Origin of the sequence: Caproiciproducens sp. MSJ-32, assembly GCF_018918055.1 — a bacterium.
In the GTDB taxonomy this organism is placed as follows: Bacteria; Bacillota; Clostridia; order Clostridiales; family Clostridiaceae; genus Clostridium.
Window position 1 is genome coordinate 1 of record NZ_JAHLPS010000016.1, and the last position, 26,432, is coordinate 26,432.

25 protein-coding genes and 2 pseudogenes are annotated in these 26,432 nt (G+C 29.1%); 6 read left to right on the forward strand and 21 right to left on the reverse strand.

Features of this window, described 5'->3' with window-relative positions; all coding sequences use genetic code 11:
• Nucleotides 1–183 precede the first annotated feature (183 nt).
• A complete protein-coding gene (locus KQI16_RS02020) occupies nucleotides 184–1,668 on the reverse strand; it encodes an HlyD family efflux transporter periplasmic adaptor subunit (RefSeq protein ID WP_216431817.1) in 1,485 nt (494 codons plus the stop codon).
• Nucleotides 1,668–3,905: a peptidase domain-containing ABC transporter gene (locus KQI16_RS02025; RefSeq protein ID WP_216431818.1), complete on the reverse strand. Its 2,238-nt coding sequence runs from the start codon at nucleotides 3,903–3,905 to the stop codon at nucleotides 1,668–1,670. Before KQI16_RS02025 ends, KQI16_RS02020 begins: the two co-directional genes overlap by 1 nt.
• Nucleotides 3,906–4,093: 188 nt before the next feature.
• Here KQI16_RS02025 and KQI16_RS02030 point away from each other — a divergent pair, with 188 nt between their 5' ends.
• From KQI16_RS02030 to KQI16_RS02040, 3 genes are all read left to right on the forward strand, one after another.
• Nucleotides 4,094–4,561: a transcriptional regulator gene (locus KQI16_RS02030; RefSeq protein WP_216431819.1), complete on the forward strand. Its 468-nt coding sequence runs from the start codon at nucleotides 4,094–4,096 to the stop codon at nucleotides 4,559–4,561.
• Between the two features lie 84 nt (nucleotides 4,562–4,645).
• The gene (locus KQI16_RS02035) at nucleotides 4,646–4,855 is read left to right on the forward strand and encodes a hypothetical protein (protein ID WP_216431821.1); all 210 of its coding nucleotides are present in this window, start codon (nucleotides 4,646–4,648) and stop codon (nucleotides 4,853–4,855) included.
• A 33-nt stretch (nucleotides 4,856–4,888) separates the two neighbouring features.
• Entirely contained in the window at nucleotides 4,889–5,107 is a 219-nt protein-coding gene (locus KQI16_RS02040) for a ComC/BlpC family leader-containing pheromone/bacteriocin (protein WP_216431823.1), read from the forward strand.
• Between the two features lie 186 nt (nucleotides 5,108–5,293).
• Here KQI16_RS02040 and KQI16_RS02045 read toward each other — a convergent pair whose 3' ends face one another.
• Nucleotides 5,294–5,584 (reverse strand): hypothetical protein, encoded by a 291-nt coding sequence (locus tag KQI16_RS02045; RefSeq protein ID WP_216431825.1) that lies wholly within the window; start codon nucleotides 5,582–5,584, stop codon nucleotides 5,294–5,296.
• 502 nt (nucleotides 5,585–6,086) lie between these two features.
• Here KQI16_RS02045 and KQI16_RS02050 point away from each other — a divergent pair.
• Together KQI16_RS02050 and KQI16_RS02055 are read left to right on the forward strand one after the other, a co-directional pair.
• Nucleotides 6,087–6,284, forward strand: a complete 198-nt coding sequence (locus KQI16_RS02050; RefSeq protein ID WP_330654127.1) for a colicin V family bacteriocin — start codon at nucleotides 6,087–6,089, stop codon at nucleotides 6,282–6,284.
• A 17-nt stretch (nucleotides 6,285–6,301) separates the two neighbouring features.
• Nucleotides 6,302–6,661: a hypothetical protein gene (locus KQI16_RS02055; RefSeq protein ID WP_216431827.1), complete on the forward strand. Its 360-nt coding sequence runs from the start codon at nucleotides 6,302–6,304 to the stop codon at nucleotides 6,659–6,661.
• A gap of 223 nt (nucleotides 6,662–6,884) precedes the next feature.
• On the opposite strand, the pseudogene KQI16_RS02060 reads toward KQI16_RS02055, so the two are convergent.
• The 16 genes and pseudogenes from KQI16_RS02060 to KQI16_RS12860 all read right to left on the reverse strand — a co-directional run.
• A pseudogene (locus KQI16_RS02060) lies at nucleotides 6,885–7,205 on the reverse strand (CAP domain-containing protein); the annotation flags it as partial.
• Nucleotides 7,206–7,425: 220 nt separating this feature from the next.
• The gene (locus KQI16_RS02065; protein WP_216431829.1) at nucleotides 7,426–8,520 is read right to left on the reverse strand and encodes a DUF871 domain-containing protein; all 1,095 of its coding nucleotides are present in this window, start codon (nucleotides 8,518–8,520) and stop codon (nucleotides 7,426–7,428) included.
• Nucleotides 8,521–8,630: 110 nt separating this feature from the next.
• Complete coding sequence (locus tag KQI16_RS02070; RefSeq protein WP_216431831.1) at nucleotides 8,631–9,905, reverse strand: PTS sugar transporter subunit IIC; 1,275 nt, start codon at nucleotides 9,903–9,905, stop codon at nucleotides 8,631–8,633.
• Between the two features lie 49 nt (nucleotides 9,906–9,954).
• The gene (locus KQI16_RS02075; RefSeq protein WP_216431833.1) at nucleotides 9,955–10,266 is read right to left on the reverse strand and encodes a PTS sugar transporter subunit IIB; all 312 of its coding nucleotides are present in this window, start codon (nucleotides 10,264–10,266) and stop codon (nucleotides 9,955–9,957) included.
• A gap of 19 nt (nucleotides 10,267–10,285) precedes the next feature.
• Nucleotides 10,286–10,597: a PTS lactose/cellobiose transporter subunit IIA gene (locus KQI16_RS02080; RefSeq protein WP_216431835.1), complete on the reverse strand. Its 312-nt coding sequence runs from the start codon at nucleotides 10,595–10,597 to the stop codon at nucleotides 10,286–10,288.
• Nucleotides 10,598–10,784: 187 nt separating this feature from the next.
• The gene (locus tag KQI16_RS02085) at nucleotides 10,785–13,316 is read right to left on the reverse strand and encodes a tetratricopeptide repeat protein (protein ID WP_216431836.1); all 2,532 of its coding nucleotides are present in this window, start codon (nucleotides 13,314–13,316) and stop codon (nucleotides 10,785–10,787) included.
• A gap of 213 nt (nucleotides 13,317–13,529) precedes the next feature.
• Nucleotides 13,530–13,880: a methyl-accepting chemotaxis protein gene (locus KQI16_RS02090; protein ID WP_216431854.1), complete on the reverse strand. Its 351-nt coding sequence runs from the start codon at nucleotides 13,878–13,880 to the stop codon at nucleotides 13,530–13,532.
• A 142-nt stretch (nucleotides 13,881–14,022) separates the two neighbouring features.
• The gene (locus tag KQI16_RS02095) at nucleotides 14,023–14,598 is read right to left on the reverse strand and encodes a nitroreductase family protein (protein WP_216431838.1); all 576 of its coding nucleotides are present in this window, start codon (nucleotides 14,596–14,598) and stop codon (nucleotides 14,023–14,025) included.
• Nucleotides 14,599–14,724: 126 nt separating this feature from the next.
• The gene (locus KQI16_RS02100) at nucleotides 14,725–16,542 is read right to left on the reverse strand and encodes an ABC transporter ATP-binding protein (protein ID WP_216431840.1); all 1,818 of its coding nucleotides are present in this window, start codon (nucleotides 16,540–16,542) and stop codon (nucleotides 14,725–14,727) included.
• Complete coding sequence (locus tag KQI16_RS02105; RefSeq protein WP_286172838.1) at nucleotides 16,539–18,263, reverse strand: ABC transporter ATP-binding protein; 1,725 nt, start codon at nucleotides 18,261–18,263, stop codon at nucleotides 16,539–16,541. Before KQI16_RS02105 ends, KQI16_RS02100 begins: the two co-directional genes overlap by 4 nt.
• Before the next feature lie 59 nt (nucleotides 18,264–18,322).
• Nucleotides 18,323–18,751, reverse strand: a complete 429-nt coding sequence (locus KQI16_RS02110; RefSeq protein WP_216431842.1) for a MarR family winged helix-turn-helix transcriptional regulator — start codon at nucleotides 18,749–18,751, stop codon at nucleotides 18,323–18,325.
• A 153-nt stretch (nucleotides 18,752–18,904) separates the two neighbouring features.
• Complete coding sequence (locus tag KQI16_RS02115; protein WP_216431844.1) at nucleotides 18,905–19,096, reverse strand: hypothetical protein; 192 nt, start codon at nucleotides 19,094–19,096, stop codon at nucleotides 18,905–18,907.
• 175 nt (nucleotides 19,097–19,271) lie between these two features.
• Nucleotides 19,272–20,720: a TrkH family potassium uptake protein gene (locus KQI16_RS02120; protein WP_216431845.1), complete on the reverse strand. Its 1,449-nt coding sequence runs from the start codon at nucleotides 20,718–20,720 to the stop codon at nucleotides 19,272–19,274.
• A complete protein-coding gene (gene trkA / locus KQI16_RS02125; RefSeq protein WP_216431846.1) occupies nucleotides 20,698–22,077 on the reverse strand; it encodes a Trk system potassium transporter TrkA in 1,380 nt (459 codons plus the stop codon). The genes KQI16_RS02120 and trkA overlap by 23 nt, the downstream gene beginning before the upstream one ends.
• Nucleotides 22,078–22,383: 306 nt before the next feature.
• Nucleotides 22,384–22,640: pseudogene (locus KQI16_RS02130) on the reverse strand (HAD hydrolase family protein).
• The gene (locus KQI16_RS12860) at nucleotides 22,622–22,744 is read right to left on the reverse strand and encodes an HAD family hydrolase (protein WP_286172839.1); all 123 of its coding nucleotides are present in this window, start codon (nucleotides 22,742–22,744) and stop codon (nucleotides 22,622–22,624) included. Before KQI16_RS12860 ends, KQI16_RS02130 begins: the two are co-directional and overlap by 19 nt.
• A gap of 187 nt (nucleotides 22,745–22,931) precedes the next feature.
• Between KQI16_RS12860 and KQI16_RS02135 the strand changes: the two genes are divergently transcribed.
• Nucleotides 22,932–23,471 carry a cupin domain-containing protein gene (locus KQI16_RS02135; RefSeq protein WP_216431847.1) on the forward strand — a complete coding sequence of 180 codons (540 nt, stop codon included), beginning with the start codon at nucleotides 22,932–22,934 and terminating at the stop codon, nucleotides 23,469–23,471.
• 72 nt (nucleotides 23,472–23,543) lie between these two features.
• Here KQI16_RS02135 and proC read toward each other — a convergent pair whose 3' ends face one another.
• Entirely contained in the window at nucleotides 23,544–24,350 is an 807-nt protein-coding gene (gene proC / locus KQI16_RS02140) for a pyrroline-5-carboxylate reductase (protein WP_216431848.1), read from the reverse strand.
• A 69-nt stretch (nucleotides 24,351–24,419) separates the two neighbouring features.
• Nucleotides 24,420–26,030: a CTP synthase gene (locus tag KQI16_RS02145; protein WP_216431850.1), complete on the reverse strand. Its 1,611-nt coding sequence runs from the start codon at nucleotides 26,028–26,030 to the stop codon at nucleotides 24,420–24,422.
• Nucleotides 26,031–26,432 lie beyond the last annotated feature (402 nt).

Genomic DNA, 26,432 nt, shown 5'->3' on the forward strand with positions numbered 1-26,432 from the left:
CCGCCGACTTCCTTCAGATTCCACCTCGCGGTGGACACCCTTGTCTTAGGCTAACGGTTGGCACTATCAACCCCCGTATCGGACTTTCACCGACAAGATTACGCCCATGCCGGGCGCACATATAAAAAAGCCAATGATTCACATTCATTGGCTTTACTAATTGCGCAAAAATTAACTTCTATCTTACTTCGAAATATTTATCATTTCTAAGAAATATCTAAAATAAGAAACCTCTCTATTAATTATTCTAGCTTGTATCATCATTCCATTCTTAATATTTACAACATTTCCATTATCATTTTTCATTGATGTTGCATCTAATTTACATCTTCCTGTATAGTAGCTAATTCCCTGCTCTGGGTTAATCTTCGCATCAATACTTATATTATCTAACTTTGTTTTTATAACTCCATATTCACTTTGTGGTAATGATGCAAATTCTAAAATAACATCTTCGCCTTCTGATATTTCACCTATATTTTGATTTTCTATATATATTTCTGCTATAAAATCAGATGTTTCATCAGGTACTATTGAGGCTATTTGTGTACCACTCTGAATATAATCCCCAACCTTTATTTCATTAATAATATTTATTACACCATCATATTCAGCTTTTATACTTGTATCATCTAATCTTGAATTTACTAGCTCTAAATTCATTTTTAATTCTTGAATAGAATCTTCTAAAGCAGATATATTTGCATCTAATTGTGTTAAATACTGTTCTTTGTAAGTATTATTGTTAGTTATAACCGTTCCTTGGCTTAGGCTTGATTTATTTTGGTCTATATTGCTTTTGATAGTTGCTTTTTGAGAATTTTTATACTTATCTATTTCAGCTTCTGCTGATTTTATATTGTTTTTTAATGTTTCAATTTGTTTGTCTATTGCTGTATTAGTTTCAGTATTTTCACTTGCATTACCAGAATTATTTATTTCTTCTTCCTTAGTTTTAACATCCTCTATTTTACTATCTTCTAGTTCTTTTATTTGTTTATTATAACTTTCTATTTGATTCCTATATTGATTTAATGTCATTTCATAATCTAAATATTGATAATACATATAATGATCAGAACTAAAATAATTTTTTTCCTCATCTATTGATTTTAATAATAAATTTAAATCCTCGTTTTTATTTTTTAAATTGCTTAATTGTGCTTCTGTAGCTGAACCTTGCTTATCATATTCTGCCATTGTTGTCTTATATAATTCATATTTCTCATAGTAACTTGATTCTATTTCATCATTTTGAGATAAATAATTTGCTCCATCATTAATTGAATTTTTTAATTTTCTTGATGCCTCAAGCTCTTTTTCTTTTTTATCAAGGCTTTCCTGGAGTACACTTTGTTGAATTTCATATTCTTCGCCATTTAATATTAATAAAATATCACCTTTTTTTACTTTCATTCCTTCTTTTAAATTTACAGAAGTTACATTACCATTTGTTGTACTTGAAACTTTGTAAATTTCTTCTGAAGGCCTTACTACTCCATTGGCTTTAGCTGTTATCTCCTTTTTAGCTAATAAGGACCATGTAATAACAACAGTTAATAAAGCTATTATTATGTACATCATATATCTTGAAAATCCATGAGGCGTGCTTTGCATTATTTCTCTTGAATCTGTAATATCCTTTAGTTCTTCAATTTTATATCTCATTAGTTTACACCTCCTAGAAATGGATTTACTAATAACGGATTTTCTTTTGTAGCTGCAACTTCATTTAATCCATCAAAGCTTTGCCCCTTCCATAATCTATAATAATATCCTTGATTATTTAATAATTCATCATGGCTTCCAGATTCAATTACCCTTCCTTTATCCATAACATATATTCTGTCGCATCTCATTATGGTACTTAACCTATGAGCAATAATTATAGTAGTTGTATTTTTAGTACATTCTTCGATAGTTCCTTCTATTGCCTTTTCTGTTATAGAATCAAGATTAGATGTAGCTTCATCCATAATTAATATCTCTGGCTTTTTAAGTAATGCTCTTGCAATAGATAGTCTTTGTCTTTGACCACCTGATAAATTCGCTCCTTTTTCTTCAAGTAGTGTTTCATATCTTAATGGCAAACTGTTAATATAATCATGAATTTGGGCTTTCTTACATACATCTATAATTTCTTCGTAAGTGGCTTCTTCATTTGCAAATTCAAGATTTTCTTTTATTGTACCTGAAAAAAAGAATGAATCTTGTGATATATAAGATACCTTATCCCTAAGAGCCTCTTTATTTATGTCTTTTATATTATAATTATTAATTATAATTTCTCCCTTTTCTACATCATAAAAATTCATTAGTAATTTAGCTATAGTAGTCTTACCTGAACCGCTTTCCCCAACTAATGCAACTTTTTCTCCAGGCTTTATATCCATATTTATATCTTTTAATACTAGCTGTCTTGTTCCATATCTAAAGTCAACATTCTTTAATTGTATTTCTCCTAAAAGCGTTGATGGATTTATTTTTTTATCCTCATTTACTGATTTTTCTTTATCTAAATCTAATATTTCTCCAAGTCTATCTGCTGCAACCATTGCACTTTGTAATTGTGGTTGTAAATTTATCATTCTTTCAATAGGTTCAATAAAATAAGCTAATAATGCATTAAAACTTATTAATACACCTATTGAAATTTCACCCTTAATTGCTAGATATGCTCCTAACCATAAGATACAAATGCTAAATACAGCTTTAACTCCATTTTTTAAAGATCCTTGTAGATTATTTACATAACTATATCTAAATATAGATTTTATAAACTTTATAAACTTCTTTTCTGTTTCTAAATTAACTTTTCTTTCTCCATTAAAAGACTTTACAGTTTCTATTCCTTCTATAGATTCAACCAGATATGAAGTAAGCTTTGAATTCTCCTCCATTACATCTCTATTTACATTTTCTAATGATTTCTTAAATATAAATACTAATGCCAAATATAAGGATATAGGAACAAAACAAATTAAAAACATTTTAGGACTTTGCATATAAAGAATAACTCCACCAACAATAGCCATTATTGTATCTATCATTAAAGTTAGTGTAGCTGATGATATAGCATCTCTAATCTTTGCTCCATCACTAAATCTTGATATAATTTCTCCTACTTTTCTTGTTCCAAAAAAGTTCATAGGCAAATCTATAACATGATTGTAATATCCTAATAGTAATGGAATATCAATGTTTTGAGACATATGGGTAAGTAATAAACTTCTAAAAAATTCTGTAATAACTCTAAATAATGCTAGTCCTATCATAGCTACTGATATTACTAATAAGCTTTTATCTAAATTATTGGGAAGTATATCATCTATTAAAAACTTAAAATAAAACGATCCTATTATTCCTAAAATATTTATTAATATTGATGATATAAATATATTTACTAAAAGATTCTTTTGAACTTTTATAAGTCCCCAAAATCTTTGAAATAAACCTTTTGTTTCATCCCCCTTTTCAAAAGTTGGTGCTGGTACCATAAGTATTAATATGCCTGTCCATATTTTATAAAATTCTTCTGGTTTATATTTAACTAACCCTTTGGCAGGATCAGCAATTAATATTTCGTCTTTAGTTACTTTATGAATAACTACATAGTGCATTAGTTTTCCATCTATAATAACATGAGCAATAGACGGTTTCGGAAAGTCAGAAAAAATATCTTCAGGTTTTGAAACTCTAACTCCCTTAGCTGTAAAACCAAGACTTTCAGCGGCTTTTATAACACCATAAGCTGACGTCCCATTTTTATCTGTTCCAGACACCTCTCTTATCTTTGATATTGGTACTTTAAGACCGTACTGCCTACAAATAGTAGCTAAACAAGCCGCTCCACAATCCTTTATATCGTGTTGCTTTATACAATGATATTTTTTAAATATACTCATCTATTAAAATCTCACTCTCCTGCAAATTAATTTCTTATATGCGAATTATATGCGAATTATATGCAATAATGTAACAATATATATTTATTGTATGATATTTACTTTTTTTGTAAACATGTTATTATATTTTTTGTAAAGTTTGAATAAATATGTAAAATGTTTGCAAAAAGAATAATGGAAGAGAACATATGATAGAAACTAATCAAGAATTATATTTAAAGAACCTATTATCTTTTAGAACAACCTTAACACAATCTGAACTACAAAAAGAAATATATAATATAGAAAACTTTATAAAAGAAAATGGACTAAATATAATGGGACCAAAAATTTCAACAACATTTTCTATTACACAAGCTATGATTCCTACCATGGATATTGAAATATTAATTCCAGTAAATAAAGATTTTGTTGAAACCAATAAGTACAAGCTAAAAAAGCAATTTAAACTAACTAATTGTTTAAAAGTAAGTCATAATGGTAATCCTGCAACTTTTCAAAATACAGTAATGAATTTACAAAATTACATTAGTGCTAATAAGTTAACTCCTATAAGCACTCTATATACAGTAAATATAAAAGAAGTCAAAACACAAGAAGAAATTGATAGTTTCCATGCTGAGGCTTATATATCTATAAGTCCTAATATTCTTTAACCAACTTGTTAATATACTCCTCATATAAGGCGCCGAAATTTGGAGTTTATTATAAATATATTAAAAATTTAGGGAGGTATTATTATGGAATTAGTATTAAATAATAACTTTATATCTTTAGACTTAAACGAACTTGAAAATATTGATGGTGGAAACTTTGCTTCAAAAGTTGGATCTGGTCTTATCTTAGTTGGTACTATAGGTCTTACAATCGCATGCCCACCAGTAGGTGCAGCGGCTAAAATAGCTCGTTATGCAACTATAGGTGCGTCTGCAATAGGTTTATTTGAATAATTTAAAAATATTATTTTATTATGGAGGTTTACAATGGAAAATTTTTTAGAACTAAATACTTATGATTTAGAACAAATTGAAGGTGGTAATGGTTGGAAAAAAGTATTAACAGGTGTTAGTGCTGTTGCTAGTGGTATTGCTGCTGCTTCTACTTTACCTGTAATAGGAACCGCTGCTGCAATCGGTATTTCAGCTAGTATAATAGGTGGTCAAATTCTAGCAGCTACAGGTCTTGCTGAAGCACTTAGCTAATCAAAAAACTGTCTTGTTTGAATAAAACATATAAAATGGAACCTATATAGTAGACCCTAGAAAAAGTCTATTCATATAGGTTCCATTTCAAATTTTATACATTCCTATTTTCTTTATAATAAATGCATGTATAATTTTTATTATTATCAATAATCACCCTAATTTTCCTGTGGATTTGTGATGTTTTTAGCACTTTAATTTAAAAGTTAATATGTATACTAATAACATGCCTCCATATCCTATAAGCTCTATTAACCCCCAATTGTAATATACTGATATACTAATAGCAAATGAACTTGCCGCTGTTATAATACCTATTATTCTATTGTTTTTGATATATTCTTTTCCTTCTTCAAGTGTTTTTTTATCATTAGATATTTTAAATTTCTTGTTATTTGATTTTATAAAAATAACTACTGATATAACACCTATACAAAAGAATAAAGCAATTTTTAAAATTTTAATCGTATTTTCCATAATTCCCTCCTTTTAAAAATAGAATCTATTACGTTATATTTTAACACTATTTACATTATATATTAAAAAATCATAAAATTGTTAATTAATTATAATCTAATTTTAAGTCAATATTATTATTTTCAGAATAAGTATACTATTTGGCGTTGCGATTTTAATTCGTTCAAAAGTAATACCTATAAACGATCATTTTAAATATACTTAATACCTTCTACAGAAAATTCAAGTTTCTGCTGCTTTAATTGATCCATATTGTTAAAAAAGTATCGTTGCACTAAACAATACTTTCCTTTTAGTATCTATCTTGTATTTTTAGGTTAAATAATCTATTTTACCAAATTTTTAATATATCGTATCATATTATTATATATTTTAATTATTTCTCTGTATATAGTTTTAATAAATATTTTCAAATCATCCTTTTTATGGTATAATTTGCAATATGGAAATTATACCATATTCTGTTTAATTATTGTATATTTGCATTTTATTTTAAAAGGAGGTGAGAAATATAGACTTAGTTCAATCTCAGGATTTTACTGAATTAAATTTAAATGAGCTTGAGAATATCTCTGGTGGAGATTATTGGAGAGAACTTGCTGCTGGTGGTGGATTATTAGGTGGAGTATTTGGTGGTCCTCTTGGTGCTGCTGGTGGTGGACTTGCTGGTGTTATGTTATATGATTTTTTAACTAAATAATAACGGAGGTTTTTAAGATGATGTATAAATTAATAAATGAAAGCATACGTTCTACACTCTTTATATATATTTTTTATTTATTAACTCATTTAGTTGTAGATAGCAATTCAAGCATTAATAGACTATATATTTTATTAATATTATTTGTTGTAAATTTAGTATTTAATATTATTAGGTTTAACCTAACAAAAAGTAATAGACATTTAAATAAATTTGAATATATAATGAGTCATGGCGTATTAGGATTTGGATTAAATTGGTTTATAATAATGTTTGATTTTATGAATACAAATATTATTATCTCTATTATTATTTCAGCTTTAGCAGGTGTTTTATTTTCAAGTATTAATTTAAAACTTATTAAAAATAAATTATAACAAATCTATATAACATAATTTCGCTAAAAGTTGTTTTTGCGAAAAAATAAAAAATAATGGTTTTATGCCATTTATAAGCATTGAAATTTTAAAAATTTCAATACTTTTTGTTAGCACAAGTAAATAAATAAAAAATTCCACTCAAACTGAATTCCACTCCACACTCCAAACTACTAACTAAATCTCACTCCACACTACTAACTACTAACTGAATTTTACTAAACTATTTATAAAACTCTTGTGTTGCATAGTAAGTATTTCCTATTTTATAGACCCCAACTCCTATGCTTGTAAAGTTTGTAGATAAGATATTTGCTCTATGGCCTGATGAATTCATCCAGTTGTCCATAAATTTTGTTGCTAATTGAGAGTTACCTGACATTCCTGAAATATATGCTATATTTTCCCCCCAGGCTCTATAAGATACTCCATCAGCCTGCATCTGAGCAGTGATTAATTGTCCTTCTGGATTAGTGTGATTAAAGTATCCTCTATCACCCATATCTTGTGACTTTATTCTTGCATAATGTTCCATTGTATTATTATTTTCAGATTTTTTTAGCTAGTTTCCAACTCCTATACCTGTAATTAAACATCCTGATAAAAATAATGCTAAAATTTTTGATTTAATCATATGTTTATTTCCTCCTCAGATATTATTCATCTGTTGGAGTTTATATTAACACAGATAGGGGATAAGCCCAATATGGGCTTCCTTCTAATTGATGAATAATATACTAGCCTTAGAAAATATAGTAACTATCTTATTTTATTGAATTAAAATTAAATTTTTGCCATGGCTTAATATAATCTAAGATAAATATTTCTTCTTCCTTAATACGAGCCACAACATTAGATTTTCCACTGTTTTTCATATCCCTTAAAGCTATTTGCACTTCCCCTGCATAATGTCCATATTCGCTGCTTTCTATTATAACATCACCTTTTCTTATTATTTCTGGTGCATTAAATAGTTTGAATTCATGACCGCTATATTTAACACGGCTTTGGGTTGATCTTATCATGTTATCTGAAACATCTCCCCTATTATAATGTTTTTCTTCAAGCAGTATTTTTCTTTCAACTTCAGGAGTTCCTTCTACAATTTCAATATCAAAGGTTACCATATCTTTTCTCATTGACCCTAATTTTCTTAGTTCCTCTTCAATAGGATAACAATTAGATATTATTATATCGTTAATATTTCCTAGGGCTATAAAATGTTTTGCCTGTACTTCTATTGGTAAATTACGATGTAATTCTAAGGTTGGAAGTCCATCTGTTACAGGCCATGGTCCAAAAGTATCCTTATTTTGGCTTGTAATAAAGGCTGCAGTTCTTAAGCCATACTTAGTAAAATTCTTTGTACATTCCATAAAATGATTAAAATTTAAGCCGCTGTATCTATGAGGATAAAAATTATGACAAGCTATTAAATTATCCTTATTTGGCATAAAATCCATTATAGTATCTATATAATGAGTATTATTACTCATATTAATTTCAATTTTAAGACCTTGATCATTATAGGTCATTAAGGCTTCTTCTGAACCTGTAAAACCTACATCTAATCTTAAGCCGTCTGCACCTACTTCTTTAAAGAAACTTAAGTCATTATAACTTATACCTAAATCACTAAATACTTTAGGACTTACATCTAAAATAATTTCAAAGCCCTTTGATTTTGCATAGTCATTTATTTTTTTGAAATCCCTCTTTATATTTTCTTTGGTATCCTTTACAGAAAGTAGACAAGAAAAAATTCTACTAAAGCCATATTTGCTTGCACTATCTATATAATTTAATATTCTTTCTTCACTGCTCTTTTCTGGATATATTGATATTCCTAGTTTTCCCATAATTACACCTCTTCTTTATTTTTTAATTATTTATTATTCTTTTCTTATATTACCACATAAATATAGGGGCTTAAAGACAGCCCCTATATTATTTCTTTAATTTTATATATTTAAATAATTTCTCCTTTTTCTTCTTTCAATAGTTTCTTATCGTATATCATAGCAAATGGATAATAAATAACTATTGAAACAATTATACAGATTATATTTAATACTGCTGCTCTCCAATCTCCACCAGTCGCTAAATATGCTCCTATAGGTCCTGGCAAGGTCCAAGGTGCCGTTACTGTAACTCTGCCAACTAAACCTAAACTTGTAGCTATCCAGGCAATAGTTCCTGTAACTAATGGTGATAAGATAAATGGAATTATTAAAGTTGGGTTTAAAACTATAGGTGCACCAAATATAATTGGTTCATTAATATTAAATATACCTGGTACTAAGGCTGCCCTTCCTAATTGCTTACCATAGCTGGACTTAGCAAATAAAGCTAATACTATTACTAAACCTATAGTACATCCTGATCCCCCTATCCATATAAACCATTGGAAGAAAGGTTCTGCTGCTATTGCAGGTAATTCAGTTGATGCAACTCCTGAAGCTGCTGCAGCTGTATTTTGATCTAATAATTGTAACCATAATGGTCTGGCAACTGATCCAACAATTGATACTCCATGAATACCAAAGGACCAGAAGAAAGTAATTAATATTATTAATAGCCAAACACTTGGCAAAGTATCAGCTGCTGATAATAATGGGCTAACAATTTTACCTATAAATGAATGCCAGTCAAACTTAGCAAAATAAGTTAAACTACCTACAATAAGCACTATAATTGCTGTTGGTGTTAAAGCTTCAAAGGATCTTGCTACTGATGGTGGAACTTGTTCAGGCATTCTTATTCTGAAATTCTTAACTGTTGTAAATCTTAAAACTTCAACAGCAAATATAGACATTACGATACCTACAAACATTCCACCGCCACCAAGGTTTGCCATTGGAAGTACAAAACCTACTCCGTCGATTGCTTGTGGAACTATTGTTAATAGGAAGGCCATTGCTGAAAGAGTTCCTCCAGTAACTCCATCCAGCTTATAGGATTTAGCTAAACTATATCCTATTCCCCAGCAGGCATAAAGAGTCATAATATACATTGTCACACGGTAAGGTAGCATTGAAACGCTGTTATTAGCTTTTAAAAATTGAGTAATAGCCCATTCATCTGGCAATGGTGGAATACCAATTAAGATGAATAATGATCCAACAATAATAAGCGGCAAAGTAGCTATAATTCCGTCTCTAACAGCACGTAAATGGCGTTGTTCTGCCATCTTAGCCATTGGAGTTGATAATTTTTGATCTAAAAATTCCGCAAACTTATTCATAGGAAATCCCCCCTTAATATAAAATATTTTAACTTGTAATTTTACAAGTTTAAGACTTATTAATTAAATCTGTAACTTGCTTTAGTAGCTTTGCTCCTCCTAATGGACTATAGGCTTGAGGCTGAATTAATGCACAAGGAACATTTTCTGCATCAGCATATTCCTTTAAGTAATCGAAACGATGTCTTACCTGAGGTGCAACCATTGCCACATCATAGCCCTTCTTTACTTCTTCTTCAAATTCTTGTGTACTTACTGCCTTTACTTCAATTGATACTCCTTTCTTTTCTGCCTCCTTCTTAAGGGCATTAACTGCTATAGCACTAGACATACCTTGAGAACAAACAAATAATACTTTCATAAATAATACCTCCTTATTTTTATACCATCTTTTTATACATTCTTATCATGTGCTCTATTAAAGTTCTTGCTTCTATAGCTGTCATTAAATGATCTTGGGCATGTACAAGTAATAGGGAAAGATCAGCTCTTTCTCCCCTTGCTTCAGCTTGAATTAAATTACTTTGTATTTTATGAGCTTCCCCTAAACATGTATCTGCTTCTTTTAATAATTGCTCAGCCCTTTCAAAATCCCCTTTTTCTGCTGCATCTAAAGCTTCATAAGCTAATCCCTTTGCTGTCCCCCCTTGACTAATTATTTCAAATATAATTACTTCCATGTTTTCTATCATAACTAAAACCTCCATGCTATTTTGCATTTAGTTAAATTCATCTTTAAGAAATATCTATTATAATTTATATTCTTCTTCGAATTGTTTTATTTCATTTTTTTATATTTTTTTTGAAATAATATTTTATTTAAAATTAAAAAAAATCTCTAGCATAAATTCTTTATACTAGAGATTTTTAATTAATTAGTTAAATTCCATAAAATTCCATATACTTCTTGTATTCATATAACTTCAATAAGTTCTCTTTTGTTTTTACTTCCTCTTCATAAAAGCTGACTAAATACTTTATTCCTTCATAGAATCCAAGATGAATGCTCTTTATAATATCCTTTATACCTGTTTCTATTTTTTCATTATCTGAATTTAATCTGCCTTCTTCAATATTTTTAACCCCTTCTATAAAAGTTGCTTTTTTCATTTCAACAAAGTTATACTTGTTTTTATATTCATTTATCTTTTCTTCTATATATTTATAATCTATATCCTTCTGAGAACATATTTCATTTTGTGATTCTTCATCATATATCTTATTCTTATATAAATAGTAAACTAGATTATCATAAGCAGTATTATTTCCTCTGGATATTGCCTCTAAGTAATACTTTATTGCATCATTCTTATTGTAATTCAATAAATTTTCTTCGGCTAACTCTCCAAGAATATTAAAGGTTTTTCCTTCATCTATTAGAAATAATTCCTTTAAATATTCTTCTGCCTTTTCATAGGAACTTTCTAAACCAATTCCCTTAGCATTATAATAAATTAATTTTTCATTGCCCTCTGCCTTATTTATTTTTCTTAATTCAAGAGCAAGGTTTAAGGCACTATTATAATCTTTATCTATTCCTATTCCCTTCTCATAAACATCTATTAAATTCAAATAAGCTTCTAAACTCTTTTCTTTTATTGCTTCCTTATACCATTTTATTGCATTAGCTATATTTTGTTTTACATATATTCCATGTAGATAGCAGCTGCCAAGCTTTAACATTGCCTTTTCAGACCCCTTTTCTGCAGCCTCTATAAATAATTTAAAAGCCTCTTCTTCATCCTTTTCAAGTCCAATTCCATAAATATAGGCAAGCCCCTTATAATAAATTGCATCAGCAAGGCCCTTATCTGCTGCATAATTTATATATTCTAATAATTCTTTTTCATCAATTTTCTTCTTATTTAATATATCAATATAGTATTCACTAGCTAGTACTTCTGCTGCATAATGGGAACCTCTTTTATAGGCTCTCCTAAGATAATATAAGGCCCTATCCCTATCTTTTTCTAGGTAAATAACTCCCATTAAATATAAGGAATGAGGATCCTTATCTACTATTGCCTTTTTCATATATTGTATGGCCTTTTCAGTATCCTTATTTACTCCTTCCCCATTATAGTACATAATTCCAAGCCTTTGAGTTGATTTTAAATCTCCATTATTATGCCCCTTTAAATAATATAATAAAGCCATTTCATAATTTTCTTCTTCCTCATAAAGCCTTCCAATTTTATAGTAGGCCTTAATATTTCCTTCTTCAGCACTTTGTAAATAATAAGATAAGGCCCTTTCACCATCCTTTTCCACTTCAAGCCCTTCTAAATACATATCTCCAAGAGCTTCTAGACAATTAACATCATTTACTTCTGCCCCCTTTGACAAATAAAAAAAGGCTTTTTTATAGTCTTTATCAATATATATCCCATCTAAGTAAGATTGGCCTAAAATATAATAAGCATCTTCAAAGTCATTTTCCGCAGAAGTTTCTAGCCAATAGTAAGCTTTAAAAATGCTTTTTTCGCATCCAAATCCATTTTTATATAAGTAAGACAAAGCATATTGAGCTGGAGGAAATCCATTTTCTGCCGCTTCCTTATACCACTTAAAGGAAAAATCTAAATTCTTTTCTACTTCTATTCCAGTAAAATAAATATATCCTAAAGAATATTGAGCAAAGGCATTACCTTGAAGAGCAGATTTTTTATACCAATATAGGGCTTTATCAATATCCTTTTCTCCCCCATAACCCTTCTCATAAAACAGGCCTAAATAGCTTTGAGCATACTGATTACCCCTATTCGCAGATTTTTTAAAATATTCCCTTGCCTTATAATAATCTTGCTCTACTGTTTTCCCTATATAATAAAGTTCTCCATTTACTAAATCTTCATCATATAAAAGCTCCTCATCTTCATCTCTCTTATTAAGTTCCTCAAGCTCTTCAATTCCATACTGACTATTTATTTGATATAATTCTTCCTTATAAAAATCTAAGTATTTTCCAAATATCTTCTTTTCTTCTGCTGAAAGCTTATCATAAAATAAGTTGTATTTTTCTTCACCACAATTTATTGCCATCCATACCGAAAATTCATATATGACCTTTAGATCTTTTAACTTAATCCTTATGTTTTCTTCATTTATTTTTTCATTAATTAAAGAAGTATTTATAAGTTCAATATCTTCAATATATTTAACTAAATATTTCATAAGAGAATAAGGTAGTATTTCTTTTCTTGAAAGATACTCAATATTTTTAATTAGTGTATTTTCACTATTATAAAATAGATTATTTTTTAAATGGATTATAATTACAATCTCACTAATTATCTTTAATATTTTTTCAGTAATTAGTTCAATTTTATCCTCCTTGAGTAAATTAGTTGTTGCCTGATATAGATCCCTAAATTCTAACTGTAAAAAATCGAAGCAGTTTCTATTTTTCATTTTTCCCCCAAGATTTAACTTTAAATTCTTACTAATATTTTATTTAGAGAAAAATACTTCTAGAACCTATTTCAGTTAGGAGAGGGAGACAGTTAGTTAGTTAGTTAGGAGTTAGAAGTGTGGAGTGGGGAGTGTGGAGTGGGGAGTGGGATATTAGAAAATTAATTTTAATCATGTTAATAAAGATTGCAAAACAATCTTTTAGTTTACAGTTTATAAGGTGCAGTTAATAGTTAAGGAAGAAACTACTGCGTAGTTTCTAAAATTATATTTGTTTTTAATCATTGCATTTAGTTCATTTGCCTTTTCAGCTTGTACTTCTGAATCTTTAAGATAAGATTCCCCAACAGATATTAGTCTTAAAAATTCAGGCTTAATATCATTAGAAATAAATTCTAAAATTGATTTGCTATTTTCCTTTACTTCCTCAAAAGCATTTATAACTTCATTAGTAATTTCTTGTATCTTAAGTACTGCCTTAGAAGATTCCTCAGCAAGTTTCCTAACTTCATCTGCTACTACAGCAAAGCCTTTTCCTTGCTCCCCAGCTCTTGCTGCTTCTATCTAAAGCATTTGCTGATAAAGTTTGGATACTTACATCAACTTCTTCTGTTGAGGCTGTGATTTCTTGGGCACTTTCTCCTGTTTGAATAGTTGAAGCTACTATAATGTCTGTTGTTTAATTCTTAATTTTATTGAATAAAAACTATATTTCTTCTACAATTAATTCATTAATACTGCGTTTTGGAACATAGTGATTTCCTTCTTCATCTCTATAATACTTAATATTTCTATCTTCAGCTAAATCTTTAATTATTACATTTTCCTTTGGATATCCTAATGCAATAACTAAAACTATATCAAAATTATCAGCAATATTTAGGATTTCTGATAATTTGCTTCTATTAATAGATCCTATTATGCAGCATCCTAACCCAATTTCTGTAGCTCCAAGACATATAGTTTGGGCAGAAATTCCTTCATCTACACTTTGCTTTTGACTTATATTTTTATCCCTAAGCATAACAATATATCCTGTAGGACGTTCACTTTCAATAGGCCCATTCCAATCTTTTAAATATCCAGCCCACTTTAAAGTTTCATAAACTTTTTTATTCATTTCTTCCTCTGAAATCAAAATATATTTAAGAGGCTGAAGATTAGCAGCACTCGGTGTTAATCTTACTAATTCTATAAGATCTTTTAGTTGTTCCTTTGTAACTTTCATATCTCCATAAAAACGCCTATAACTTCTATTTTTCTTTACTAAATCCTTAAACATACGCCCTCCTCATAAACTCACAATTTTCTATTCCTTTAAAACTTTTCCTTTAATTATTAATTAGTAATCGTTAATTATTATTCTCTTTTTATTTTCCTTATTCCTTTTATCCTTTATTTTTTAAAATTAATCTAACTCAACTGTTCCAGTATTTAAATCATAATAACGACCTTTTTGCTTCATTAAATCTTCATGATTTCCTCGTTCTATTATTTCTCCTTGTTCTAACACCATTATTGCATTAGAATCACGAACTGTTGATAATCTATGAGCAATTACAAAGGTTGTTCTTCCTTCCATTAATTTATCCATACCTTCTGAAATCAGCTTTTCAGTTCTTGTATCTACAGATGAAGTAGCTTCATCAAGAATAAGTATAGTTGGGTCAGCTACTGCTGCTCTAGCTATAGATAATAATTGACGTTCACCTTGTGATAAATTATGACCATCTTCTGTAAGCATTGTATCATATCCTTGAGGTAAATTTTTGATAAAATAATGAGCATTAGCAAGCTTTGCAGCTTCCTTTACTTCCTCATCTGTAGCATCTAATCTTCCATATCTAATATTATCTGCTATTGTTCCCTCAAACAAATGAACATCTTGAAGAACTATACTCATTGTACTTCTTAAATCCTGCTTATTAATACGTCTAATATCTATTCCATCATATAATACTTTTCCATCACTAATTTCATAAAATCTATTTATAAGATTTGTTATAGTTGTTTTACCAGCACCAGTTGATCCTACAAAGGCTATTTTTTGTCCTGGCTTTGCATATAGACTTATATTCTTTAGCACTCTCTGTCCTGGAAGATAACCAAAGTCTACATTTTCAAAGGTAATATCACCCCTAAGAGCTACTTCTTCATATCCTCCATTTTTATTTGGAACCTTCCAATAAGCAGTACCATCTTCTCTTCTAACTAAAGTAACATCTCCCTCATCAATTTCAACTTTTTCATCTAATACTTTAAAAATTCTTTCTGCTCCAGCTAGAGCTGCAAATAAAGTATTAAGTTGATTAGAAACTTGAGTTATAGGTCTAGAAATTGTTCTTGTGTATTGCAAATAAGATGCAATATTACCTATACTTAATTTATTTACCATTACTAAAAAGGCTCCGCCCATTGATATAAGGGCATATAATACATAAGATAAGTTCCCCATAATAGGGAGAAGCATAACACCATAAGTAGCTGCACTGCTGCTCGCCTTACGAAGTTCTTCATTTTTCTTATCAAAAGTATTAATAGCTCTTTTCTCATAATTGAATACTTTAACTACTTTTTGCCCTGACATCATTTCTTCAATATATCCATTCATATCAGCTAAGGCAGCTTGTTGAGCACGGAAATATCTTGTTGATTTTTTCCCAACATAATTTGTAAAAGCAAGCATAACTGCTAACATAATTACAACTATTATAGTTAAAATTGGGCTTATGAATAACATCATAATAAATGTTCCAACAACTGTTATTGCTGATACAATAATTTGTGATATCCCTTGCTCAAAAGCTTGGTTAAGCATATCTACATCATTAGTAAAAGTAGACATCAAATCCCCATGGGAATTTCTATCAAAATAAGAAATCGGCAGTTTTTCCATATGAGAAAACATATCTTCACGAATTTTATGAATAGTTTTTTGAGCTAACTTTGCCATAAACAAGTTTCCCAAATATTCAGATGCAGAAATAACTATTACCAACATTCCCATTATAATAAGATATCTTATAAATATTCTCATGCCATCCCCTTTAACTAAAGTGTCTATTATAGGGCTTAACATAGCATTAGTTCCTATTTGTGCAATGGAGCTTAATATTATAAAAATTATTCCCCACCATAATAAAGCTTTATTGTATCTTAAATATTTAAATAATCTTTTTATTGTTTTTTTAGGATCATTTGGGCGTAATTGACGGTGTTTACTCATTCTCCAACCACCCCTTTCTTTTGTGACTCATAGATTTCTTTATAAATCGGAGATACCTTCATTAAAGTTTCATGATCTCCAAAGGATTCTATTTCCCCTTCATTCATTACAATAATTCTATCAGCATGCTGAATTGATGAAATTCTTTGAGCAATGATTATTGTAGTAATATGACCTAGTTCTTCTTTAAATGCACGTTGAATTTTAGCATCAGTAGTCATATCTACAGCACTGGTTGAATCATCTAAAATTAATATCTTAGGCGATTTTAATAAAGCTCTAGCAATACTTAACCTTTGCTTTTGACCGCCTGAGAAATTATCTCCACCTTGTTCTACTCTATGATCCAAGCCGTCTTCATACTTTGAAACAAATTCCCAAGCTTGGGCTTGTTTAAGAGCATTTATTATCTCTTCATCTGTTGCATTTTCATTTCCCCACTTCATATTTTCACGAATAGTTCCTGAAAACAAAGTATTCTTTTGCAATACAAAGGCTACCTGATCACGTAAGGCCTTAATATCATAATTTTTTACATTTAAGCCACCAACAATAACTTCTCCTTCTGTTACGTCATAAAGCCTTGGTATAAGCTGTACTAAGGTAGATTTAGAAGAACCTGTAGAACCAATAATTCCAAGAACTTCTCCTGATTTTACTTCAAAATTTATGTTCTTTAAAGTTTTCTCCTTGCTTCTTGGATAAATAAAGTTTACATTTTTAAAACTTATAGAACCGTCTTTCAATTCTTTTATAGGATTTAATATTTCTTTAATTTCTGATTCTGTTTCTAATACTTCTATAACTCTACCTCCAGAAGCTATACCACGCATTAATTGCATAAGGAAAAAAGCCATTAGCATAAGAGCCATTAAAACTTGTATTATGTAAGTAATAAAGGAAATTAACTCTCCACTTCCCATAGTCCCAGCTGTAACTTTTTGTCCACCAAACCAAAGTACTGCAATTATAGTTGAAAATACCATAAGATTAAAAGCAGGCATTAAAGTAACAACTAGAGAAACAGCTTTAATAGCAGTATTTCTTACATCATCATTTCTTTCTTTAAATCTTTTTTCTTCATGTTTTTGTCTATTAAAAGATTTCACAACTCTTATTCCTATTAAATTTTCTTGAATAATTGCATTTACCCTATCAATCTTAGTTTGAAGCATTCTAAATAATGGACGTGCTTTTATCATTACCACTGCTATAATAATTGCAGTAAGTGGTAATACAACCATAAATATTTTTGCTAAAGACGCATTTATATTAAAAGCCATAATTAGTGCAAATAGTAGTAAAAAAGGCGCCCTTATAGCCATACGTAAACTCATCATAGCAACTTGACCTAGAGTATTACAATCATTGGTAAGTCTTGTTATAAGGGATGAAACTGAAAATTCATCTAAATTAGCAAAAGAAAATCTTTGAATTTTTCTAAATATTTCAGCTCTAATTTCTGCTGCAAAACCATAACCTGCCCTAGCTCCATAATGGGAACTCATAACTCCAAAGGTCATACCCAATAAGGCAGAAATAATCATAATAATTCCTATCCTTATAATATAATTAATATCTTTATTCACTATTCCTATATCTACTATTAATGACATAAAATATGGAATAACTATGTCTGCTAAAACTTCTAAAATCATAAGTATTGGACTTAAAATAGCAAAAATCTTATACTTTTTCATAAACGGTAATAATTTTTTCAAAATATCCCTCCTATTCTTCTAACTTCTAATCATTTTAGTTTTTCATACTATTTAAATTATTATTTATTCATATTATCTAAATTCTTATTTATTTTATATAAGAAATTGCTTAATTTTAATAAGTCTTCTTGATTAAATCCATTAAACATTTCTTTATATATATTTGGCAAATGATCTCTATAATCATCTATAATAGACTTACCTAATTCAGTTAAAACTAATTTATTATATCTCATATCTTCCTCTAAAGGTATTTGATCAAGTATTTTTAAATTTAACAGCTTCTTTATTGAAGTACTAATCGCACCCTCTGTCACTCTAAGTTCCTTTGCTATATCCTTCTGACTTATATCAGGATTTTTTTCTATTATAAGGGCAATATGTAAAAGGCCTGTGCTCAAACCATATTTATCTATCTTTTTCTGCATTAACTGCATTACCCTTTGATGAATTTTTTTAAATTTCATAGCTAAATCAGTTTCAATCATAACTTCCTCCTAATACTTTAGCACTAAAGTAATAATACTTTAATGTTAAACTATTAAAATTTTAATGTCAAATCAAATTCAATTTTTTAATAATCAGCTATTTTCTTTTGACCAAAAAAAGAACCTTCAAAATATTGAAGATTCTTTAATTCTCTACTGAAAATTATTTTTTTCTACCTTATTTATAACAATATTAATACCCTGCTTAACCAGATCAATTGCTTCTGTTTCTGTTCTTCCCTTATGTTTTATTTCATTTTCTCCTTTTTTTGCAATAGCTTTAAAAGGGTATTCCTTTTCATTATTTTTTATAACTTCAATCTCATAACCTCTATACTCATTCATAATTTATACCCCCTTATATATTTAATTATATTTAAAATTATCACAATATTCAATTTATTTTTAATTATGTCATATAATTTTATAGTTTACAGTCATTTATAAATTTATTCATATTAATTTTAGCTAAATATAAAAAACTGACTTCCGTAAATACAGAAATCAGCTTTTTAAAAACTTAAACCTCATTTTTCCACTTACTTGGTGCAAATAAAGCTATAATTGTAAATAACTCTAATCTTCCTAATAACATTAGGATAGAAAGTAAAAAAATACTAAAATCACTAAATACACTAAAGTTAAACATAGGCCCTATAACCCCAAATCCTGGGCCTACATTGCCTAGAGCAGTAGCAACAGCACTAGCCGAACTAAGAAAATCAAAACCTTCAAGAGATATTATTATTGTTCCTACTACAAATATACCAATATACAAAACAAAAAAACTGGTTATTGCTGCAGTGGTATCACTTGAAATTGATCTTCCATCTATTTTAACAGGTATCATGGCTCTTGGATGAAAAGTTTTTACTATTTGTCTTTTTACAAGTTTTAACAAAGCTACTATACGAATATTCTTTATACCTCCAGCAGTAGAACCTGCACATCCACCAACAAACATTAATAAAAATAATATAGATTTACTAAAAGTCGGCCATTTATCAAAATCTACAATTGAAAAACCAGTTGTTGTAATAATAGCATTTGTTTGAAAGAAAGCGTCCTTAAGGGCAATACTAATCTTATCATAAGAAGTAAACAATAAATTTATGGAAATTAAAACTACTGAGATAAATATTAATCCAAGATAAAATTTCAATTCAGAATTTTTTATTACTTCTCTCCATTTCCCCTTATATAGGGCATAATATAAAGAAAAATTCACACCGGATAAAAGCATAAATATTGCAATAATCATGTGTATATAAGAACTATTATAAGCACCTATACTTAAATTCTTAATAGAAAACCCACCTGTACCAATAGTAGAAAAAGCATGATTTATAGAGTCATAAAGAGGCATACCACCTATTAAAAGTAATATCATTAATGTTGCGGTAATAATACTATAAGTTGTGTATAAAATTTTTGCTGTTTCCTTTATTTTGGGAACTATTCTATCCTTTATAGGTCCTGGACTTTCTGCCTTAAATATTTGGAATCCACTTGCTCCTATGCTTGGCAAAACTGCTACTCCAAACACTAATATTCCCATACCACCTAACCATATAGTAAAACTACGCCAAAATAAAATCCCTTTTGGTATTATTTCTATATCAGTAAGCACTGAAGAGCCTGTTGTAGTAAATCCAGATACAGTTTCAAAAAATGCACCTACTAAAGATGGGATACTTCCAGAAAAAACATAGGGAAGTGAACCAAAAAAGGATGCTAAAATCCATCCAAAAGTTACTATAGCTAATCCTTCTTTACCATTAATTTTATTATTCTTGCATTTTACCTTAGTCATTAGATAGCCTACAACACCAATAAGTATTATGCATTTAATAAAAGCTAATACATCGGATTGTCCATAATATACTGCTATAAGCAGGGATGGAAGCATTAATAAAGCCTCAAGACTTAATATCTTCCCTAAAACTTTAATTACGATGCCATAATTCACTAAATACTCCTCCCTTTTTAGGCTTTAAAAACATATCTATTGCCGCTGTATCTTCAGTTAAAGAAAATATAATCAGTCTATCTTTAGCATTGATAATTGTATTACCATTAGGAATAACTACCTTTCCTTTTTGTACAGCTGCACCTATTATTATTCCCTTTGGCAATCCTAACTCTGATACCTTTTTACCAACTATATCTAAGCTTTCATCAATAATAACCTCAGTGACTTCTGCTTGTTCACCTAAAAGTAAAGAAACTGAAACTACCTTACCGCCACGTATAAACTTGAGTATATTACTTACAGTAATATTAACAGGATTTAAGGCAGCATCTATTCCAAATTTATCTATTAAATGAGAGTAACTTGGTCTGCTTATTTTAGCGATAACCTTTTTAACATGAGCTTGTTTAGCCATTAAGCACATTAAAATATTCTGTTCATCAAAACCAGTTGCCCCTATAAAAGCATCCATTTCTGATAATTCTTCTTCATCTAATATATTTATATCTGTTCCATCACCATGGATTACTAATACATTATCTAAATTATTACTTAAATACTTGCATCTTTCTCTATCTTCTTCAATTATAACAACATTTATATTAGCTTCAATTAGTCTTTTGGCTAAATAATAGCCAAGCTTACCTCCACCAAAGATCATCGCTCTTTTAATTTGTTTTCTATTAGTATTAAGTCTATATTTATCTACTAAATTATTAATACTTCTAGTATCTCCTATAAAATGAATTATGTCATCTTCATTTAATTCTGTAGAGCCATTTGGAATAATTACATCTCCATCTCTTGTTATAGCAGCAATAAGAATTCCGTCCATATTGTCTAAATCCATAATCCTATTCCCTACAAATCCCGGTAAAAAATTAACATTTAAATCACGCATTTGAACTTTTCCTTTTGCAAAATCACCCGTGTAAAAACTATATTTTTTTAATAAATATCTTGATATTTCATTTGCAATAGCTAAATCAGGATTAACTATTAAATCTATTCCAAGTTCATTTTTAATAAAGTCCAGCTGTTCCGTGTACTCTGGATTTCTCATTCTTGCTATAGTTTTCTTACAGCCTAATTTTTTTGCTAAAGTACATATTATAGTATTGGTTTCATCACTATTAGTAGATGCTATCAGCAAATCATAATCTTCAATATTAAGTTCTTTTAAAATATCTATTTCTAGTCCATTTGCATTTACTGTAAGAACATCTAAATGGTCATTTATCCTTTCAATGACCTTAGAATTTGAGTCTATTAATGTTACATCAATTCCCTCACTTATCATAGTCTCAGCTAATTTATAACCTAGCTTTCCTATACCAACTATCATTACTTTCATATTAGATACTCCTTTATTTATACCAATCCCTAATATAATTATTTTTTTGTTCTTATTATGCCTCTTTAGAAGAGAAATAATTAATATTATTAAATAGGCAATTTAAGAAATTAAGTTTATATTACATTTTCATGGACAAACATACAAGTTTACAATTTGTTCAAATTTACAATAAATTTATCATTTTATAAATATATTTCAATTTATTATCACTTCTCTTTATTAATCAAATTTTCTCTCTGAATTTCCTAATTTTATAAAATAAAAAGGACATGCGTTTAAAATCCACATATCCTTAAAACTCGTCTAATTATTTATAATAAATTTCTCTATCACTTCCGCAACTACACCTTCATTATTATCAGCTCTTGTAGTATAATCACAAATTTTCTTTATATCCTCTACTGCATTATTAGCAGCTACTGATAATCCTGCTACTTTAAGCATAGACTATCATTATAATTATCTCCTATAGCGATTGTATCTTTTATATCTATATTTAAAATTCTTGCTAAATCTATGAGCCCTTGTCCTTTATTTACCCCTAATGCATTAAATTCCATATAACTTTCGCTCTTTTTATCATTTCAATATTTCTTTTACATATCTTATGATTATCATTAAGCAAAGTTTCGTCCATATCGCAAGCTATCAGTTTATATCCCATAACTCTTCCTCCTAAAATTAAGAATAAAATTATTTTATCAACTACTTCTTTATTTATTAAATTCTAACTATTATTAAAGCAATTAATTTACAAAAATTAAAAATCCATATAATTTTTATTTATCCTCAATACACAACATTTATAAAAAAACATACTATATTATAGTGTTATAAGATTTTTGAAAGGAATGACAAGCTTGTATAATTCTTATGATCCTTATCATTACTGGGTAAATATACCAAGAAATAATTGGGACTATGGTTTTACCCCTTATCCTTATCGTTCAGAATTTATGCCAAGTAATATGATTACAGATCATGGACCTGATCCTTACGTAATCAATCTTGATGAAGCTACTAAACAAAATAATAATTTCCGTACTGCCTTATGGACAGGTAACAACTTACAAGTAACCTTAATGAGTTTAAGCGTTGGGGAAGATATAGGCTTAGAGATTCACTCTGATGTTGATCAGTTCTTGCGTATTGAAGAAGGTGAAGGAATTGTTAGAATGGGAACTGATAGAGATAACTTAGATTTTGAAAGAAGAGTTACTGATGATTTTGCAATAATGATACCTGCGGGTACATGGCATAATGTTATTAACACAGGTAATGAGCCTCTTAAATTATATTCCATATATGCACCACCTCAACATCCTCATGGCACCATTCATCAAACTAAAGCTGATGAGCCTGCTTCCAATGGAAATTTAAGAAAATATTAAATAAGGCAGTAAAAAAACGCAGATAGAATTTAATAAAAATAATTCTATCTGCGTTTTTATTTATTATATCTTTTACTTTTTACTTAATTTACGAGATTTATTACTGCTATCTATAACTGATTGTATAACAGCTGAACGTAAACCACCATCTTCTAAGGCTTTTACTCCTTCAATTGTAGTTCCTCCTGGTGAACAAACCATATCCTTTAATACTCCAGGATGCATTCCTGTATCTAAAATCATTTTTGCACTTCCAAGTACTGTTTGTGCCGCTAAACGATAAGCTGTAGCACGAGATAAACCATCCAATACAGCCCCATCAGCCAAAGCCTCAATAAACATAGCTACATAAGCGGGTCCTCCACCACTAAGCCCAGTTACAGTATCAATCATCTTTTCTGGAAGCCATTCTACAATACCTATGGATTTAAATATTTTTTCTGCTTCTAACTTCTCTTCTTCAGTAAATGTAGTATCAGAACAAAGTACAGTAGCTCCTTCTCCAACCATAGCTGGAGTATTAGGCATTATTCTTAATACTCTAACATCTGTATTAGCCAATTCTTTTATAGTATCACTGTTAATGCCTGCAACTATTGATAAAATTGCCTTTCCTTTAAGTTCCTTTCCTGCTTCATCTAAAACACTTTTAATTACATTTGGTTTTATTCCAAGAAGAACTTTTGCAGATATCTTACAAAGGTCCTTAATGCTCTCACTTACCTCTATTCCTTTTTTTATAACTTTTTCTCTTATTTTTTCATTAATATCAAATACAACAATATCTGAAGGCTTTAAAACTTCACTTGCTAATATTCCATCTAAAATAGCCCCTGCCATATTGCCACATCCAATAAATCCTAATTTTTTTTCTCTCATATTGGATTCTATCCTTTCTTCTTTTTTACTACAATTACATCACAAACATCAATCCTATGTCAATATCAACTATCTTTTAGTATTGTATTTAATAGAAGCCTTTATAAAATCTTTAAATAATGGATGCGGTCTGTTAGGTCTTGACTTCAATTCAGGATGGAATTGCGCTCCAACAAACCAAGGATGATCTTTTATTTCAACAATTTCTACTAATCTACCATCAGGACTTAGTCCTGAAAGAACCATACCAGCTTCAGTTAACTTAGATCTAAATTCATTATTAAATTCATATCTATGTCTATGTCTTTCATAAATAAATTCTTCCTTGTAAGCTTCTGCTGAAAAAGTTCCCTTTTCAATTTTACAAGGATATGCTCCTAATCTCATAGTTCCACCCATTTTATCAATATCTTTTTGATCATTCATTAGATCTATAACTGGATATTCTGTATTAGGATTTATTTCTGAACTATTAGCATCTCTAAGTCCTAACACATTTCTTGAATACTCTATAACTGCACACTGCATACCAAGACAAATTCCTAAGAAAGGAACTTTATTTTCCCTTGCATATCTTATAGCCTCAATTTTTCCTTCTACTCCTCTATCACCAAAACCGCCTGGAACAAGTACTCCATCTACATCCTTTAATAATTCTTCTGCATTTTCCTTAGTTACTTCTTCTGCATCTAACCATTTAATATTTACTTTTACATCATTATGTAGACCTCCATGATTTAAGGCCTCTACAACTGATAAATAAGCATCATGAAACTCTACATACTTCCCTACCAATGCAATATTTACAGTTTCAGATAGATTTTTTAGCTTATTAACCATTTCAATCCACTTACTATTATCTATTTCATTATATTCTAAACCTAACTTCTTACAAACTAAAGTATCTAATCCTTCTTTATGAAGCATAAGAGGAACTTCATATAAATTTTCAGCATCTAAATTTTGTATTACTGCTTCTCCATTTACATTACAGAACAAGCCGATTTTATTTTTTAAATCATCTGAAATTTCTTTTTCAGAACGACAAACAATTATATCCGGCTGAATACCTATACTTCTTAATTCCTTTACAGAATGCTGAGTTGGCTTTGTTTTTAATTCTCCTGCCTTTCCAAGATAAGGAACTAATGTAACATGAATAAAACATACATTTTCCATTCCAACATCATATTTTATTTGTCTTATTGCTTCTAGAAATGGTAAAGATTCAATATCTCCAACTGTTCCACCTATTTCTGTTATAACAACATCAACATCCTTAACTTCAGATACTCTTTGAATCATATTCTTTATCTCATTTGTTATATGAGGAATGACTTGAACTGTTCCCCCCAAATATTCCCCTTTTCTTTCCTTTGATATTACTGACCAATAAATTTTACCTGTAGTTACATTACTATATTTATTTAAACTCTCATCTATAAATCTTTCATAGTGTCCTAAATCTAAATCTGTTTCTGCCCCATCATCAGTTACAAAAACTTCCCCATGCTGATAAGGACTCATAGTACCAGGATCTACATTTAAATATGGATCAAATTTTTGTATAGAAACCTTTAAACCTCTATTTTTTAATAATCTTCCTAAAGAAGCTGCTGTAATACCTTTTCCCAATGAAGAAACAACACCGCCTGTAACAAATACATACTTTGTACTCATAATTATCCTCCTGTAAAAAATAAATTTATCTATTGACAAATCCCCCATAACTCTTTATAATAAAAATTACCTCTCTATTGTAAAATGGGGTTTTTATTGTCATAAATATAGAATGCATTATAACATATCCATATTCTTTTGTGAATATGTTTTTTATCATTTTTAAAAATAATTAAAACCCCGTGAAGTTTTAAAATAATACTTCACGGGGTTAATTTATTAATAAGCTCCTGTTTCAAAGGACTCCACTGGCACATTATTAATTATCATTAATATATTATTACACTAGTGTTTAATTTTTAGAAAAAATTTTCAGTTGACATTTGGACTATAATCATTTTTTATAACAAAATTCTTAATTCAAACTAATATGGAATATTATTCCTCGTTTAATGGGCAGAC

Coding starts and splice junctions, on each gene's coding strand:
- KQI16_RS02020 (WP_216431817.1), bottom strand. CDS start 1,668: ATGAGATATAAAATTGAAGAACTAAAGGATATTACAGATTCAAGAGAA.
- KQI16_RS02025 (WP_216431818.1), bottom strand. CDS start 3,905: ATGAGTATATTTAAAAAATATCATTGTATAAAGCAACACGATATAAAG.
- KQI16_RS02030 (WP_216431819.1), top strand. CDS start 4,094: ATGATAGAAACTAATCAAGAATTATATTTAAAGAACCTATTATCTTTT.
- KQI16_RS02035 (WP_216431821.1), top strand. CDS start 4,646: ATGGAATTAGTATTAAATAATAACTTTATATCTTTAGACTTAAACGAA.
- KQI16_RS02040 (WP_216431823.1), top strand. CDS start 4,889: ATGGAAAATTTTTTAGAACTAAATACTTATGATTTAGAACAAATTGAA.
- KQI16_RS02045 (WP_216431825.1), bottom strand. CDS start 5,584: ATGGAAAATACGATTAAAATTTTAAAAATTGCTTTATTCTTTTGTATA.
- KQI16_RS02055 (WP_216431827.1), top strand. CDS start 6,302: ATGATGTATAAATTAATAAATGAAAGCATACGTTCTACACTCTTTATA.
- KQI16_RS02065 (WP_216431829.1), bottom strand. CDS start 8,520: ATGGGAAAACTAGGAATATCAATATATCCAGAAAAGAGCAGTGAAGAA.
- KQI16_RS02070 (WP_216431831.1), bottom strand. CDS start 9,905: ATGAATAAGTTTGCGGAATTTTTAGATCAAAAATTATCAACTCCAATG.
- KQI16_RS02075 (WP_216431833.1), bottom strand. CDS start 10,266: ATGAAAGTATTATTTGTTTGTTCTCAAGGTATGTCTAGTGCTATAGCA.
- KQI16_RS02080 (WP_216431835.1), bottom strand. CDS start 10,597: ATGATAGAAAACATGGAAGTAATTATATTTGAAATAATTAGTCAAGGG.
- KQI16_RS02085 (WP_216431836.1), bottom strand. CDS start 13,316: ATGAAAAATAGAAACTGCTTCGATTTTTTACAGTTAGAATTTAGGGAT.
- KQI16_RS02095 (WP_216431838.1), bottom strand. CDS start 14,598: ATGTTTAAGGATTTAGTAAAGAAAAATAGAAGTTATAGGCGTTTTTAT.
- KQI16_RS02100 (WP_216431840.1), bottom strand. CDS start 16,542: ATGAGTAAACACCGTCAATTACGCCCAAATGATCCTAAAAAAACAATA.
- KQI16_RS02110 (WP_216431842.1), bottom strand. CDS start 18,751: ATGATTGAAACTGATTTAGCTATGAAATTTAAAAAAATTCATCAAAGG.
- KQI16_RS02115 (WP_216431844.1), bottom strand. CDS start 19,096: ATGAATGAGTATAGAGGTTATGAGATTGAAGTTATAAAAAATAATGAA.
- trkA (WP_216431846.1), bottom strand. CDS start 22,077: ATGAAAGTAATGATAGTTGGTATAGGAAAGCTAGGTTATAAATTAGCT.
- KQI16_RS12860 (WP_286172839.1), bottom strand. CDS start 22,744: ATGGGATATAAACTGATAGCTTGCGATATGGACGAAACTTTGCTTAAT.
- KQI16_RS02135 (WP_216431847.1), top strand. CDS start 22,932: ATGACAAGCTTGTATAATTCTTATGATCCTTATCATTACTGGGTAAAT.
- proC (WP_216431848.1), bottom strand. CDS start 24,350: ATGAGAGAAAAAAAATTAGGATTTATTGGATGTGGCAATATGGCAGGG.
- KQI16_RS02145 (WP_216431850.1), bottom strand. CDS start 26,030: ATGAGTACAAAGTATGTATTTGTTACAGGCGGTGTTGTTTCTTCATTG.